This is a genomic window from Micromonospora sp. NPDC048999 (assembly GCF_040649295.1).
GTDB lineage: Bacteria > Actinomycetota > Actinomycetes > Mycobacteriales > Micromonosporaceae > Micromonospora.
The window spans coordinates 46,393-58,525 of the sequence record NZ_JBEZFI010000038.1 but is presented as its reverse complement, the minus strand read 5'-3'; the positions used below and the strand labels follow the sequence as shown (position 1 = coordinate 58,525).

Sequence of the window (12,133 nt, the reverse complement as noted above, 5' to 3'; positions counted from 1 at the left end):
GCTGCTGCCCACGCCGCGCCACCGCAATCGTGCAGGCCATCCTCGTCCTGCACCACGTCGAAGCGAACCGCTACGCAGGATGAAAATGGCTCAATACCAGGCCGTCGCGAGCGAGCGCGAAGGGCACATGATTGGCATCGACCTCGTCCGCGCAGCCTGTCTCCAACAATCGCATTAGCCGCCCAGCGGTGTTCGAAGCGATGGGTTTCCGTCAGCCATCGACCTTAGTCGACCGCGGCACCGCCCGTCACGACCTCGCCACCCTCGGCGAACGACAGACGCATGGTCCTCGCTATCGCGTTACGGCCGGGTCACCGTCGGCCATCAGCAGCCCGGGGGCTGTCAGCCAGGCTGACTCCTGAGACGGCGGATCTCCGCGATCAGCCTCGGGATGTCCTCGCGGGCGTGTGCGATAAACAGGGCGTTCTCGTCCCAGCGCTCATCCACGCAATCGACGTAGCGGTTGGGGAACTGGACGAGGGTGGCTGCGATCATTTCACCGGAGGCGTAGTGCGGCCACCGCTCACCGCGGCCGGTATCGGGCGTCGTGCTTACCGCGACCAGGTTGGCGGCGTGATCGTCGTCAAGGAATCGGACGTGCCAGGGGCCAGGTGTGGCAGCCGCTGCCCGCTCTTCGATGGCGGCCAGTTCCTCCTCCGTCGGGGCGTCGTTGGGGTGATACACGCTTCCTTCCCTCCTTGAGGCACGCACTGCGCGTCCTCGATGAGTTGAGCCGCGAGCGGGCGGCTCCAGCCAGGTTGCGGTGCTGCTCGCCAAGCTCCTTCCAGCAGAGCACGGCGGACTTCCCGGGTGGCGGGGGTCGATGGCGGCGGGGGTCGATGGCGGCGGAGCCGACACTACCCGCTACGGCTGGCCGTGATCGGGCAGGACCTCACCGACACCTACCGAGGACGACTTCCGGATGGGGTCTCCGTCGACCCCGGTGAGCGGCTTGTCATCATTCCCCGGTCGACCATGATCGCGGCGAAGGTGGATGTCCCTGATGCGTGAACTCCTTGGCGGAGATCCCGGCGAGTTGTTGTCCTTGGCGGACTACTGGGCCGACTTCGAGCAACGGTTCTGGAAGACCGGCCCGCCGGGCTTCTGGAAGCTGGAGCGGCAACAGACGTTCAAGGAGCCGTTTGACGGGGGCTGGCAGGCGTTCGCCGCCGGCCGGTGGGACGAGGCGTTGCGCATTCTCGACTCCCGACGTTCCGAGTTCGAGGACGACTACCGACGCATCGCCGACAGTGGTTTTGCCACCCGCCGTGTGCGGATCGTGCAAAGCCGCTGACTCCATACCTGCAATGGGAACTGCGTGTGCTGCGGCTCCGCCACGAGTACGGCGGCCTGACCCGGGTGGTAGGGCCGGACCAGGTCGCCACCGCGGAGGCGGATGCTCCGCTGCCCGAGATCTACACCCTTGGCACCGACGTGATGTACGAGGCGATCTACGACGCCGACGGCGTACTCGAAGCGGCCCGACGGTGGCGGAATCCTGCGCTGATCGAGCGGTGTCAGAAGGTCATCGAGTCGCTCTACGACGGCGGCGAGCCACTGGACGAGTTCTTCGCACGAACGGTGGCGCCGCTGGAGCCTCCCCGTCCAGACTGAACCATGGTCGGCACTGGGGCGGAGGGACAACGGCCGGAACAGGTCGATCAGTCCGCGCTGTCCGGCCCGGCCGACCTGGTGCAGGCCCGGGACGTCTACGGCGAGGTCCACTTCCATCCCGCCGCATCCTTCCCCACCCACCCGCCACCACGGCAGCTGCCCGGTGACGTACGCGGTTTTGTCAACCGCGTCGAGGAGCTACGTACGCTGAATCGGCTTCTCACCGGCGAGGCCGCCGACATCACCCTCGCCGTCATACCGGCACGGCCGGGGTTGGCAAGACCGCGCTCGCACTGCGCTGGGCGCACGCCGTGCGGCAGCGGTTCCCTGACGGGCAGCTCTACGCCAACCTCCGTGGCTACGCCCCGGGCCCGCCAAGCCAGCCGGAGCAGGTAGTCGACCGCTTCCTGCGGGCCATGGGCGTGCCGCCCTCCGCGATCCCCGCCAACAGCGAGGGCCGTGAGGCGCTGTACCGCTCCCAACTGGCCGACCGGCGCGTACTGGTGGTCCTCGACAACGCCGCCACCGCAGGGCAGGTACGTCCGCTGCTACCCGGCACGAACAGCTGCCTGGTGATCGTCACCAGCCGCAGCAGACTGTCCGGTCTGGTCAGCCGCGACGGCGGGCGACGCCTGACCCTTCAGATGTTGTCGGAGGATGACGCGGTCACATTGCTGCGCGACGTGACGGCCGACTACCGCACCGGCGACGACCCGGATGAGCTGGCCGAGCTGGCACGGTTATGTGCCCGGCTGCCGCTCGCCCTGCGCATCGCCGCCGAGCGAGCGGCGAGCCGGCCGTTCATGCCGCTCGCCGAGCTGATCCAGGACCTGCGGGACGAGTCGGCCCTGTGGGACGCCCTCGCCACGGACGACGGAGAGGAGGCCGACGCCGTCCGCGCGGTGTTCGCGTGGTCCTACCGGGCCCTGAGCCCCTCGTCCGCACGACTGTTCCGCTTGCTGGGGTTGCACCCCGGCCCGGACATCAGCGCCCCGGCTGCCGCCGCTCTCGCCGGCGTGCCGGTGTCGCAGGTCCGGCAACCGCTCGACGCTCTCGTCGGTATGCACCTGCTGGAGCAGATCGCACCGAACCGCTACCAGCTTCACGACCTGCTGCGCGCCTACGCGCTGGACCAGATCAAGCACCTGGAAAGTGCGGAGGACCGCCACGCCGCGCTGCGCCGCATCCTCACCTGGTATCTGCACACGGCGGACGCCGCGCTGGCCCGTACGCTGCCGTTCTACCGGATGGTGCCGCTGGAACCGTCACCCGACGTGGACCCGCTCGGCTTCGCCACGACCGGTGAGGCGGACGCCTGGTTCGCCGCCGAGCAGGACAACCTTGTCGACGCCAGGGCCGCAGCCGAGACGACGCTGACACAGACCGCCTGGCACCTGGCGGTGCTGCTACGCAGCGTCTTCATGCACCAGAACGCCTTCGACGAGTGGTTCGCCACCGCGCGGGTCGGGTTGGCCGCCGCCCGGTCGCTGAACGACCGCCGCCGCGAGGCGGAAGCCCTGGAGAGCCTCGGAAAGGCCCACTTCCAGGCCCGCCAGCTGGCAGAGGCGGAAGAGCACCATCGGGCCGCGCTGGCGATCCGGCGGGAGATCGGCGACGAGCACGGCACTGCCGTGTCGGTCAACGCGCTGGGACTGCTGGCACTGCGACACCGCCGCCTCAATGACGCTCTTGCGCGTTTCGGCGAGAGCCTCGACATCTTCGCCCGGCGTGGCGACCGGCGCTGGCAGGCGCTGCTGCTGAGCAACCTGGCGGAGACCCGCTACGAACTGGGCGACCTGGCCGAGGCGGCGACGCTGCTGGGTCAGGCGCTCGCGGTGCAGCAGGACATCGACGACCGCGGGCAGGAGGGCAACTCATTGTTCTTCCTCAGCATGACGCTGCGCGAACTCGGCCGCACCGAGGAGGCGATGGCGGCGATCGAGCGAGCGCTCGCCATCGCCGAGGGCGCGAGCCCGGTGTGGTTGGGACACTGGCTGGTCGAGTACGCGCGGGTACAGCGCGCCACCGGTCGACCCGGCGACGCGCTGGTGGCGGCGCATCGCGCGGCCACGATCCAACGCCGGCTTGGTGACCGTAGCCGGGAGGCGATGGCGTTGGACGGCGCTGGTGAGGCGTACCGGGAGCTGGGGCAGCCGGATCAGGCGGTCGCCTTGCACCGTCAGGCCGCAACGGTGCACCGTCAGCTCGGCGACGGCTGGCAACTCGCGTTGACGCTCGACCACCTCGCTGCGGCTTTGGTCGACGCCGGGCGCCCCGAGGAGGGTTCCCGGTGGTGGCGGGAGGCTGTCGCGCTGTTGGCCGGGTTCCCCGATCCGCGCGCCGCCGGGCTCCGCAGCCGCATCGAGCACGCGGCCGGCGAGGACCTCGGCTGACGGCGACGGCGGCGGCGGCGAGACCAGGAACCCCGAACACGGGCCCGGCGTGGATCGCGGGCCCACAACCGGGCCACGCCCTCAGCGCATTGGCGGCACCACGCCGACGACGGCCGCCCAGGAGTCGGGGGTGAAGGTGAGGACTGGGCCGGTGCGGCCCTTGCTGTCATGTCCGGCGACTAGGTCGGGCAGGTTGCCGGCGACCCGACGCAGGTGCCGCCGTTGTCGCCGATACGGTGCTGGTGCGCCAGCTTGCTCCCCCATCGACCGACGTTCGGTCAGTCTTCATAGGACGAAGGTGCGCTGGACACTTGTCCAGCTCGTGGCAACGATGGTCTCCATCCGAGAATAGTGATCTTCGTAATTGGAGATGGTATTCGTGCCGCACATTGAGCTACCAGCCGATCTGCCCGGCATCATGGGGCCGATGACTCTGTATCCCGAGACGGAGGCGCCCCTCAACGCGCTGGCCGAGGCGCTGCTTCGCGGGCCGTCGTCACTGACCCCCGCCGAGCGCGAGACCATCGCCGCCTACGTCTCCAACGGCAACGAGTGCACCTTCTGCACCGAGATCCACAGCGCGGTCGCCCGTCAGCTCCTCGGTAACGCCGCCGACCTGGTCGACCAGGTACGCTCCGGCGGCCACGAGGCTCCGGTCGGGGAGAAGCTGCAGGCCCTGCTGGTGATCGCCGACAAGGTGCGCGTCGACGGGCGCACCGTCACGCCGGAAGATGTCGAACGTGCCCGAGCCGCGGGCGCCGACGACAAGGCCATCCACGACACAGTGCTCACCGCCGCCGTTTTCTGCATGTTCAACCGCTACGTCGACGGCCTGGCGACGTTCGCGCCGGTCGAGCCGGAGGCGTACGTGGACGTCGCCAAGTTTCTCGCCGAAGACGGCTACCTGCGCAGCATCAGGCCGGGGCCCACATCCGTCAACAACGAGCAATCCTGACCGACGAGGGCATCGGCTCGTCAACTAATCACAGGTGGGCCAGTAGCCGGCGTCGTAGCCTGCATCCGAAGTGCGGCGGCGCAGGCGGCTACCAGGATCATGGCGATGCCGGTGCCGACGAGTACGCAGCGGGCCCCAAGGGCTGCGGTGAGAGAACCGCCCAGCGCCGCCCCGACAGGCGCGGCGGTCAGGAGAGCGGCGGCGCGGAGGGCGAGGACAGCGGTCAGCAGGGCCGCCGGGGTGAGGTCCTGGAACAGCGTGAAGGTCAAGGTGCTGTACGGGCCGTAGATCACCCCTCCCACGGCGAAGCTCGCGAGGGAGAACACGGTCGGTACGTGCAGTCCGAAGGGCAACATGGCAAGGCCGTGACCGGCGATGATGCACAGCAGGACCGGCCACAAGGGCAGTTTTCGTACGGCGCCGACGGTGAGGGCACCGACGACCGCGCCGACACCGAAGGCGGCCCAGTACAGACCGAGCAGGCTCGGTCCGGCGTGGAGGACTTGGCTGACGAATAGCGGCAGTGCGACCTCGACCGGGCCGTAAGCGAGGTTGAACAGCCACGTTACGGCGAGAAGGCCGAGCAGTTCGGGTCGGGCGCGAAGGACTCGCAGACCGTCGTTGTGCCTCGGCGGGTGGCAGGACGTGCTGTTGCCCGGCCGATCCGGCCAGGCGTCCGGCCTGGACCGCCAGCCAGGCGAACGACAGAGCGTCCAGACCGATGATCACAGCCGGGGCCATCGTCACGATCACGAAGCCGGCGAGTGCCGGGCAAGCCCTCTTGACAACTGCCACGCGTGACTTCCTCTACGGCGGCATGTATCTCGCCGCCTGCCGCTTCGCCAACATCGAGCTCTTCGTCGAGCGCGTCGCCGCCGAGATCGACCTGGACGCCCCGGCTGACGCGGCCTCGGCCGCAGCAACGATTCGCGACCTGGTCGAGGCGCTGCCGCCCGAGGGGCCGATCCAGGACGACGAAGCCGCGCTGCGCAAGCTCATCGCAGATGACCTCCGGGCGGTCGCCGCCGCGCGCATACCGGACGCCGACACGCCCGTTGGCGACCGCATCGTCAGCGCCGCCAGCGGAATCAGAGCGGCTCTGAAGGACGCCGGGCTCGACCTCGGCGACGCGGACCTCCACGTAATGGACGAGTTCCCGCCACCATTCGACCAGTTCGGGTGGGCGGCGTTCACGCCGGACCGGGAGGACGAGCAGCGGTACGGCATCCCGACCGGGGTCTCCTTCCGCCGAGGCGGGCTACGGCCGCTCTACAGCGAGGCCCTTCTCGCCCACGAGCTCATCCACACCGTTCCCGGGCGGATCGATCCCGAGATCCAGGCCATGGGATTGGAAGAGGGCATCGCCGAGGTGCTGGGCACCTGCTTCGCCGCGGCGACCGTCGTGCCGCCACACGCCCTGCGGAACGTCCTGACCTACGGGCGACACGGGGTCGAACGGCCGAAGCTGTGGTCCCTCTACCGCGACCACACGCGGCAGGCGTTCCTGTTGTACCTGGAGTTCGGCATCGACGGCCTTGTCGAGCTGGCGAACCGGGGGCGCGCGAAAATCCATGAAACGGAGGCGGCCGTCTTCGCCGGCACGTACCGGAGCCTGGACCTGCCACGTGGGACCTGGAACGACAACACGACCTGGCTGCTCGGCTCCTTCTGCAACGGGTTCGTGCCGTCCCACGTGTTCACGCCGCTCGAGGTCGTACTAATCGACCATGTTGACGAGCAGCGGTCCCTTTCCGAGGTGTGCCGCAGGGCCAACGTGCCCGACAGCGTCGGTGTCCCGGTGCTGCGGCGTCTGGGCAGCGAGTCCGCGTTGTTCATTCGGGACGGCGATGACATCGGCTACTCCAACGTGCAGCACTACCTGAGAATGAGCGATGCTGCTGGTCAGCCCGCCATCAGGTATCTCCCGCCGCGCGCGAAGGCTCGGCAGGAGTGATGTCGTCGAGCCAGCCGGCACCGTCGCGGCGCAGTCTGCCCACCACCCTGTCCGACCTGTACCGCAGTCGTGGCCTGCTGCTCGGTGCCCTCGCCACGGCGATCGGGCTGCTGCTCATCCTGGTCGCCCCAGCGACGGCCCCCGCCAACACCCTGTGGGCGACGTTACGGGTCAACGACATCGGCGTCGCGATCTTCCAGACCGGCCTGACGATCACCATCTTCCAGGTCATGCTCAACCAGGTGGCCGAGGACCGGTTCCTGGAGATCGTGCGCGGCGCGCTGGTCCAACAGGAGGAGAAGGTACGCACGGCGGTGGCGCAGTCGTTGGCTGCCGGCTCCCGGCTGGAGTCCCTGCGGCTGGCCCCCGACGAACTGGACCGGGTGATCGAGAACGCGGCGCGGCTGCGAAGCGGCAGCCCCGAGCTCGGCACCGTCATCTCCCGGAAGCTGCGGACCAACGTGTTCGAGTCCGAGGAACGCTGGCGCAACCTCGTCGTGCGGGCCGAGGTGTTCGGGTTGGACAAGGCGGAGAGCAGCGGTCGCCAGTACGACTACTATGACGTGTTCTTCCAGTTCGGCTACCACACGACCGACGTCAGGCGCACCCGCTTCGCGTTCAAGGTCGGCGGCCGGCAGGACGACTACGACCGGCTGCTACGTGCCCGTGACATGGGTGTCGTCTGGCGGCTTCCCTCGACAGGCGAGTTCGACGACCGGTGGGACGAGGCGTTCGCGCTGCTCAGCGTCAACTTTGGCGGCCAGCAGGTGCAGTTCCAGAAGAACGACACCGAACGGGAGTACGTCGCGTTTCCGCCCGCGGAGGAGTTCACCGATCGGGTGGACGTCTTCGTGCAGTACTCGTTCAACGCGAAAGTCCTGGCGGACGGCAACCTGATCAGCTTCGAGGTGCCCAAGCCGACGTTCTCCGCGACGTACTCCATCAGCGTCTCGGTCCAGGACATCGCCCGGATCCGCGCTCTCGACTTCTTCGGCCTCACCCGGCCCGCGTCCGTGGAGTACACGCCGAGCTTGCAGGAAACCCGGTTCATCACGATCTCCGTGGACGACTGGGTGCTGCCCAAAGCCGGCGCCGTCGTCGTCTGGAAGCGCGCGTAGCACAGTCGGCGCGCATGGAATTTGCGCGGTGATGGCTGCGTGATCTCCTGAGCCCGCCACCGATCATCCCGGCGGCGGGCTCCGGAAGCCACTGTGCGCTACCGGCAGGCGGCTCGGCCCGTCGATATTGCGCGTCAACGTTGGATCAGTCCGATGGTGGCGGCGAGGCGAGTGACGTCGGCTGAGGTGGGTCCGGTGCGGAGCAGAGCGGTCAGTGCGGCGTGGGCGGCGGGGCGGGTGCGGGTTTCGGCGGGGGCGATCTGGTCGGCGGCAATCAGGGCCTGGCCGGCGGCGCGGTGGTCGCCGAGGTCGAGGTACGCGCGACTGATGTCGATCAGGTAGGCGGCCCGGTGTTTGGCGGGAAGCCTGCGCCAGGCGTCGCCGCCGGTGGCCTGACGGTGCAGGGCGATGGCTTGCTGGCTGTCGCCGAGGTCGGCGGCGGTCAGTTCGGATGCTTCATAGGGAACCAAACAAGACCACGCCAACCGCAGCACCCGGAACAACACCGAACAGCGCCGACACAGTGCCGGTGAGGATCGAGGAGGCAATCCAGCGCCTGAGCAGGCCGATCATCAGCAGTGTAATGAGCAGCGAGCCCGCGAGAATCGGCCCGCCGATGTACACGGTCAGGCTGATCCACTCCAGGCAGGTCTGTGAGCAGTCCCGGACGGCCGGCGCCCCAGGCGCGAGAACCGCAATGATCACGATCAAGTGCCACACCAGCGCGACGAGGAGGCTCAACCCGAACGATGCTCTGCGGGGGCTATCCACACCATTCATGTCCAAGAATCTGCACGGCTTAGGGATCTGGCGCAATCCGCGTTCGTACTCATCGACACCTTGAGTGCCGGCTGGGAAGGCAGGTGGACGGCAAGAGCGACCGCGGCCCCTATGCCCGAACCAGGCCGCTGAGCGCTTCAACGTTCACGTCTTCTGAACTCGCTATCGTGGCGGCCAACAATGACGGCTGCCTGACGTTCAGCGCGTCGGTGCTCGGCACGGCGATCCCCGGCGGCGGGCTCCGGAAGCCACTGTGCGCCACCGGCAGGCGCCTCGGCCCGTCGATATTGCGCGTCAACGTTGGATCAGTCCGATGGTGGCGGCGAGGCGAGTGACGTCGGCTGAGGTGGGTCCGGTGCGGAGCAGGCCGGTGAGTGCGGCGTGGGCGGCGGGGCGGGTGCGGGTTTCGGCGGGGGCGATCTGGTCGGCGGTAACCAGGGCCTGGCCGGCGGCGCGGTGGTCGCCGAGATCGTGGTACGCGCGACTGATGTCGATCAGGTAGGCGGCCCGATGTTCGGCGGGAAGCCTGCGCCAGGCGTCGCCGCCGGTGGCCTGACGGTGGAGGGTGATGGCCTGCTGGCTGTCGCCGAGTTCGGCGGCGGTCAGGGCGCGGGCGAGGTCGACCATGACGGGCGTGAAGTCGAGGTCGCCGCCGCCGTCGTGGTGCGGGTGGTCGCCGAGTTCAGTGGCGAGGTGGGCGGCCTGGTTGGTGTGGTGGCGTACAGCGGTGGGGTCGTCGCAGGTGGCGGCGGCGAGGGCGGCTTGGATCTGCACGATGCCGGCCAGAGCAAGATGGTCGGGTGGGGTGTGCCGCGATGGCGCGGGGGTGAGCTGGTGCACGGCGGTGGTGGCGGCGGTCACGGCCAGCCGTCCCCGGTGCAGGGCGCGGAGTGCCTGGGTCAGGGGTATGACGGCCATGGCGGTGCGGCGCGGGTCACCGGCGGCGGCGGTCATCGCCCGGTCGGCGACGAGCCAGGCCAGTTCCGGCTCGTCGAGTTTGATCAGCACCTGGGCGGCGAGCCGGTATGCCCGTACGAGCAGGTCCGCGGTGTCTGCGGTGGTGGCGAGGTGGCGGGCGTCGGCGAGGAGGTCGGGCAGCATGCATAGCACCTGGGGGTGGTGGGCGTGCCGGTACGCCTCCCACGCGTGGTTGACCCGGCGGGTCAACTCGTCGGCCGTAGGCGGCGTGTCAGTGCAGGTGGTGTCGTAGCAGGCCAACGTCGCGCGTACGCGTTCCAGGGCGTCGGCGGCAGGGCCGATGGGTTCGGGCCATCGGGCTGCTTTGGAGAGCAGGATTTCCGGGGTGACGCCGAGGACCTCGGCCACGGTTTCGATGGTGGAGAAGCGGTCGAGGTTACGTAGGCCACGTTCGACCTTGTCGACCCAGCTTTTCGACTTGCCGATCCGGTTGGCGAAGATCTGCTGGGTCATCCCGCGTCGCGCCCGCAACTGGGCGACGCGCCGGCCGGGTGGCAGGTCACCGGCGAGGTACCGGCCCGGTCTGTTGTTCATCGCCCCTCCGTCCGGTGCATGGCCTCGGTGGACTCACCGCAACGCGGACACCATCGCGCCTTCACCCGAAACGCGAGGAGCCCGGCCAGAAACCCCAGCAGCACACCACCGAGCACGACCGGAACGATCTCAGCAATCACGATCACTCTCCCCTTCCGGCGAGGCCGAAAGCCGGGCGGCCCCGCGCCCCAAGATTTCGGCCATTCCGCCGCTCGACGAGCTTTGAAGTCGGTCCCTCTGCGACACCCCTCGACGAGTGGACGTCGAACCAGCCGAGGATCGTGTCGCCGTACGAGTGCCACCAGCCCTTCGACCGCGTCTCCCCCGCCACCGCGACCAGCGCACCGGTCAGCTCGGGCGTCGCCGCGTACAGCTCACACATCCCGCGTACGTCGAGCCCGCGCGTCGCGCACAGCCCCGCCTCGATCCGCCACACCTTCTGCCGGCTCCACTGCAACGCCTGCGCCGCGCCATCGAGGGTCATCCGCGCCTCGGTCCGCAACTCCCGCAACACCCGCCCGAGCTGCCGGCGCGGCACCGTCGACCCCAGATCCTCAGCCATCCGAACCCCTCCCCACGACCGGGCCGCTCCCCCGGCGCTTGTCGTGCCGCTCACCGGATGACCGCGGGTCGTAGCGGTCCGCGTGCTGGTTCCGCGCCGGAACCGCCCGCCGCCGCTCGGGCCACTCGTAGACGACCGCGCCGTCGCACCGCGAGGTCACCAACCCATCGGGTACGCCGTCCGGAGCGCCCGGCCGCCGCCAGCGCCCCGGCACGTCGTCGTCCGGTACGCCCTGCCCGACCAGGTCGACCGCGACGTCACCCGGCCGCAAGAACCACTTCCACCGCCTACCCATGTCCCTCCCGTCCCGTGGTGGCATCGGCTCTTCTGAACAGGTGAACAGCCTACACGCTCCTGTGCGTATGAACAGTGCATCTGCACAGAGATCAGGTGTTCAGTTCGCATGCTCCTACCGTCGACGCATGGGGAAGCTTCGGCTGGTGGCAAGCCAGGAGGTACAGGAGATGCTGGGCGTCTCCCGTACGCGCGCCTACCAGATCACCAACTCGAAATCCTTCCCTGACCCTGTGGCCGTCTTGTCGGTCGGTCGAATCTGGCAAGCCGAGGACGTCGAGCGGTGGATCAGAGATCACCGGCCGAATCTCCAAGACGCGGAATAGTAGGTAGGTAGACAGGAAGGGCTTACAGTCACTTCACCCGGCAACTCTCGGGGTAAGGTGTCGCCGTGCCACGCTCGTTTTTGGTGATCCTGGGAGACCGCGAAGCCATCTCGTGGGTGCTGCACGAGCAGCGGATGGCCTTCCCCGCAACCCCGCGTGCGGAGGTCGCTGCACTTGCCGCCGGGGACCGCCTGTTCGTGTACGCCACTCGAGGCGCGTGGCGCAATCCGGTCAGAGATCGCGGCCGAATCATCGGCACGGCAACAGCTCGATCAGCTGTCCGGATGTTGGACGCGCCGATAGAGATTGCCGGCCGGACCTTTGTCTCCAGCTGCGACCTACGAATCGGCTGCCTGGCGCCGCACCCCGGCGGGCTGGAGCTGCAGCCAATCGTGGAACAGTTATCGGCCTTCCCCAAGCCACAGGCGTGGAGCGTCTACTTGCGAAGAGCTTTACTCGCCCTGCCAGCGCCCGATGCCGACCTACTTGATCGCCTCCTGGAACCCCTGATGGTGACGAGGGCGCAAGCCCTGCCGACCTACCCGTTGGCACCAGCACTGGAAGGCGCTTAAATACCGCAAGGAGGGGACACAGCGGACACCTAGGAGTTCCACGTCCTAGGTGT

Annotated in this window: 14 protein-coding genes and 3 pseudogenes; 9 read left to right on the top strand and 8 right to left on the bottom strand. The window is 68.7% G+C overall.

Annotation, left to right across the window (positions count from 1 at the left end; all coding sequences use genetic code 11):
• Positions 1-83: pseudogene (locus AB0C02_RS27150) on the top strand (IS5/IS1182 family transposase); the annotation flags it as partial.
• A gap of 259 nt (positions 84-342) precedes the next feature.
• Here the strand turns inward: AB0C02_RS27150 and AB0C02_RS27145 are convergent.
• The gene (locus tag AB0C02_RS27145; protein WP_357551778.1) at positions 343-684 is read right to left on the bottom strand and encodes a hypothetical protein; all 342 of its coding nucleotides are present in this window, start codon (positions 682-684) and stop codon (positions 343-345) included.
• A 310-nt stretch (positions 685-994) separates the two neighbouring features.
• Between AB0C02_RS27145 and AB0C02_RS27140 the strand changes: the two are divergent.
• The 3 genes and pseudogenes from AB0C02_RS27140 to AB0C02_RS27130 all read left to right on the top strand — a co-directional run bounded on the left by AB0C02_RS27140 (position 995) and on the right by AB0C02_RS27130 (position 4,007).
• Positions 995-1,614: pseudogene (locus tag AB0C02_RS27140) on the top strand (DUF6879 family protein).
• Positions 1,615-1,886: 272 nt separating this feature from the next.
• Positions 1,887-2,522 (top strand): annotated as a pseudogene (locus tag AB0C02_RS27135) (NB-ARC domain-containing protein); the annotation flags it as partial.
• A 153-nt stretch (positions 2,523-2,675) separates the two neighbouring features.
• The gene (locus AB0C02_RS27130; protein ID WP_357551780.1) at positions 2,676-4,007 is read left to right on the top strand and encodes a tetratricopeptide repeat protein; all 1,332 of its coding nucleotides are present in this window, start codon (positions 2,676-2,678) and stop codon (positions 4,005-4,007) included.
• 81 nt (positions 4,008-4,088) lie between these two features.
• Here the strand turns inward: AB0C02_RS27130 and AB0C02_RS27125 are convergent, their stop codons facing one another.
• Positions 4,089-4,271, bottom strand: a complete 183-nt coding sequence (locus tag AB0C02_RS27125; protein WP_357551777.1) for a DUF397 domain-containing protein — start codon at positions 4,269-4,271, stop codon at positions 4,089-4,091.
• 163 nt (positions 4,272-4,434) lie between these two features.
• Between AB0C02_RS27125 and AB0C02_RS27120 the strand changes: the two genes are divergently transcribed.
• A complete protein-coding gene (locus AB0C02_RS27120) occupies positions 4,435-4,962 on the top strand; it encodes a carboxymuconolactone decarboxylase family protein (RefSeq protein WP_357551776.1) in 528 nt (175 codons plus the stop codon).
• Positions 4,963-4,982: 20 nt separating this feature from the next.
• Here AB0C02_RS27120 and AB0C02_RS27115 read toward each other — a convergent pair whose 3' ends face one another.
• Positions 4,983-5,549 (bottom strand): MFS transporter, encoded by a 567-nt coding sequence (locus tag AB0C02_RS27115; protein WP_357551779.1) that lies wholly within the window; start codon positions 5,547-5,549, stop codon positions 4,983-4,985.
• Between the two features lie 194 nt (positions 5,550-5,743).
• Between AB0C02_RS27115 and AB0C02_RS27110 the strand changes: the two genes are divergently transcribed.
• Positions 5,744-6,916 carry a hypothetical protein gene (locus AB0C02_RS27110; RefSeq protein ID WP_357551775.1) on the top strand — a complete coding sequence of 391 codons (1,173 nt, stop codon included), beginning with the start codon at positions 5,744-5,746 and terminating at the stop codon, positions 6,914-6,916.
• Positions 6,916-8,034: a hypothetical protein gene (locus AB0C02_RS27105; RefSeq protein WP_357551774.1), complete on the top strand. Its 1,119-nt coding sequence runs from the start codon at positions 6,916-6,918 to the stop codon at positions 8,032-8,034. Before AB0C02_RS27110 ends, AB0C02_RS27105 begins: the two co-directional genes overlap by 1 nt.
• A 134-nt stretch (positions 8,035-8,168) precedes the next feature.
• Here the strand turns inward: AB0C02_RS27105 and AB0C02_RS27100 are convergent, their stop codons facing one another.
• From AB0C02_RS27100 to AB0C02_RS27080, 5 genes are all read right to left on the bottom strand, one after another.
• Entirely contained in the window at positions 8,169-8,504 is a 336-nt protein-coding gene (locus tag AB0C02_RS27100; RefSeq protein WP_357551773.1) for a hypothetical protein, read from the bottom strand.
• Positions 8,491-8,775 carry a hypothetical protein gene (locus AB0C02_RS27095; RefSeq protein WP_357551772.1) on the bottom strand — a complete coding sequence of 95 codons (285 nt, stop codon included), beginning with the start codon at positions 8,773-8,775 and terminating at the stop codon, positions 8,491-8,493. Before AB0C02_RS27095 ends, AB0C02_RS27100 begins: the two co-directional genes overlap by 14 nt.
• Before the next feature lie 333 nt (positions 8,776-9,108).
• Complete coding sequence (locus AB0C02_RS27090; protein WP_357551771.1) at positions 9,109-10,326, bottom strand: helix-turn-helix transcriptional regulator; 1,218 nt, start codon at positions 10,324-10,326, stop codon at positions 9,109-9,111.
• A 142-nt stretch (positions 10,327-10,468) separates the two neighbouring features.
• Entirely contained in the window at positions 10,469-10,888 is a 420-nt protein-coding gene (locus AB0C02_RS27085) for a helix-turn-helix transcriptional regulator (RefSeq protein ID WP_357551770.1), read from the bottom strand.
• Complete coding sequence (locus AB0C02_RS27080) at positions 10,881-11,183, bottom strand: hypothetical protein (RefSeq protein ID WP_357551769.1); 303 nt, start codon at positions 11,181-11,183, stop codon at positions 10,881-10,883. The genes AB0C02_RS27085 and AB0C02_RS27080 overlap by 8 nt, the downstream gene beginning before the upstream one ends.
• On the opposite strand from AB0C02_RS27080, the gene AB0C02_RS27075 reads away from it, so the two are divergent.
• Together AB0C02_RS27075 and AB0C02_RS27070 are read left to right on the top strand one after the other, a co-directional pair.
• Positions 11,182-11,508, top strand: a complete 327-nt coding sequence (locus AB0C02_RS27075) for an AlpA family phage regulatory protein (protein WP_357551768.1) — start codon at positions 11,182-11,184, stop codon at positions 11,506-11,508. The two genes, AB0C02_RS27080 and AB0C02_RS27075, sit on opposite strands and share 2 nt — an antisense overlap.
• Positions 11,509-11,573: 65 nt before the next feature.
• Entirely contained in the window at positions 11,574-12,080 is a 507-nt protein-coding gene (locus AB0C02_RS27070) for a hypothetical protein (RefSeq protein WP_357551767.1), read from the top strand.
• Positions 12,081-12,133: the final 53 nt, after the last annotated feature.

Excerpts from the sequence above, each read along its gene's own strand:
- AB0C02_RS27130 (WP_357551780.1), top strand. The coding sequence starts at position 2,676 with ATGCACCTGCTGGAGCAGATCGCACCGAACCGCTACCAGCTTCACGAC.
- AB0C02_RS27125 (WP_357551777.1), bottom strand. The coding sequence starts at position 4,271 with ATGGGGGAGCAAGCTGGCGCACCAGCACCGTATCGGCGACAACGGCGG.
- AB0C02_RS27120 (WP_357551776.1), top strand. The coding sequence starts at position 4,435 with ATGACTCTGTATCCCGAGACGGAGGCGCCCCTCAACGCGCTGGCCGAG.
- AB0C02_RS27105 (WP_357551774.1), top strand. The coding sequence starts at position 6,916 with ATGTCGTCGAGCCAGCCGGCACCGTCGCGGCGCAGTCTGCCCACCACC.
- AB0C02_RS27090 (WP_357551771.1), bottom strand. The coding sequence starts at position 10,326 with ATGAACAACAGACCGGGCCGGTACCTCGCCGGTGACCTGCCACCCGGC.
- AB0C02_RS27085 (WP_357551770.1), bottom strand. The coding sequence starts at position 10,888 with ATGGCTGAGGATCTGGGGTCGACGGTGCCGCGCCGGCAGCTCGGGCGG.
- AB0C02_RS27075 (WP_357551768.1), top strand. The coding sequence starts at position 11,182 with ATGTCCCTCCCGTCCCGTGGTGGCATCGGCTCTTCTGAACAGGTGAAC.
- AB0C02_RS27080 (WP_357551769.1), bottom strand. The coding sequence starts at position 11,183 with ATGGGTAGGCGGTGGAAGTGGTTCTTGCGGCCGGGTGACGTCGCGGTC.